At 68.2% G+C, this 1,492-nt stretch carries 1 pseudogene; it reads left to right on the forward strand.

The features are described 5' to 3' along the window. Positions 1-244: 244 nt before the first annotated feature. Positions 245-1,464, forward strand: a pseudogene (locus tag GPZ80_RS33555) (IS110 family RNA-guided transposase). The last annotated feature ends 28 nt before the right edge of the window (positions 1,465-1,492 follow it).

The raw sequence follows: 1,492 nt of genomic DNA on the forward strand, positions 1-1,492 counted from the left end.
CCAGCCTAATGAGCGGTGAGTCGCCCATCGGGCAGACTCGGGTCTGGTAGCCGCCAGCAGGTGAGCATTTGTTCAGCCTGGACGTCTGAGTCCTGATGACAGATCGTGCCCTGCCGGTGGGCCGGGAGAGTTGATCGCTGATGGGATGTCGTGCCCGCTCGTGTGGCGTGAGCACTGATTCATTAGGTCGCTGATGGTTCTCCCGCAGGCTGCTGCCGAACGTGGTCATGGGACGGGAGAACGGGTGCTGTTCGTAGGAGACGACTGGGCCGAGGCGCATCACGACGTGGAGTTGATGGACGCCGCCGGGCGCAGGCTGGCCAAAGCCAGGTTGCCCGAGGGGGTGGCGGGAATGGCCCGGCTGCACTCGATGATCGGTGAGCAGCTCGGTGACGAGGCCGACGAGGCGGAGGTGGTCATCGGGATCGAGACCGACCGTGGGGCCGTGGGTGCGGGCGTTGATCGCCGCCGGGTACACGGTGTTCGCGGTCAACCCGTTGTCGGTGGCCCGTTACCGGGAACGCCATGGTCTCCGGCGCCAAGAGCGACGCGGCCGACGCGCACACGCTGGCCGACATGGTGCGCACCGACTCCCACCAGCTGCGCCCGGTCGCCGGGGACACCGCCGAGGCCGAAGCGATCAAGGTCGTGGCACGGGCGCACAAGACGCTGATCTGGGAACGCACCCGGCACACCCAGCGGCTGCGGCGCGCCCTGCGGGACTACTTCCCGGCCGCACTGGAAGCGTTCGAGGACTTGGACGCCGCAGACACCCTGGAGCTGCTGGCCAAAGCACCCGACCCGGCCTCGGCGGCGAAGCTGACCATCGCCCAGATCACGGCCGCCATGAAACGTGCTCGCCGCCGCGACATCCCTGCCAAGGCCACCCGGATCCAGGGCGCGCTGCGCGCCGAGCACCTGGGCCAGCCCACGGTGCTCACTGCGGCCTACGCGGTGACCACCCGCGCCGCCACCGCGGTGCTGACCGTCCTGCACGAGCAGATCAAAGCCTTGCAGGGGCAGGTCGATGCCTATTTTGGCCGGCACCCGGACGCTGAGATCATCCTGTCCCAGCCCGGGCTGGGACAGGTCCTCGGTGCCCGGGTGCTCGCCGAGTTCGGTGACGACCGCGATCGCTACGCCGATGCCAAGTCCCGCAAGAACTACGCCGGAACCAGCCCGATCACCCGCGCCTCCGGGAAGAAGAAGACCGTGCTGGCCCGGTTCGTGCACAACGACCGGTTGATCGACGCGCTGATGACCCAGGCGTTCTCCGCGCTCAATGCCTCGCCGGGCGCCCGCGCCTACTACGACCAGCACCGCGCACGCGGAGCCCATCACAACGCCGCACTGCGGCAACTGGCCAACAGGCTGGTCGGCATCCTGCACGGCTGCCTCACAACCCGCACCACCTACGACGAAGCAACCGCCTGGGCGCACCGCACCGAGAAGGCTGCTGCTTGACATTCAAGCTCCTGGGATGTCTGTCATG

The sequence above is a fragment of the Actinokineospora xionganensis genome, assembly GCF_014323725.1.
GTDB classification, from domain to species: Bacteria; Actinomycetota; Actinomycetes; order Mycobacteriales; family Pseudonocardiaceae; genus Actinokineospora; species Actinokineospora xionganensis.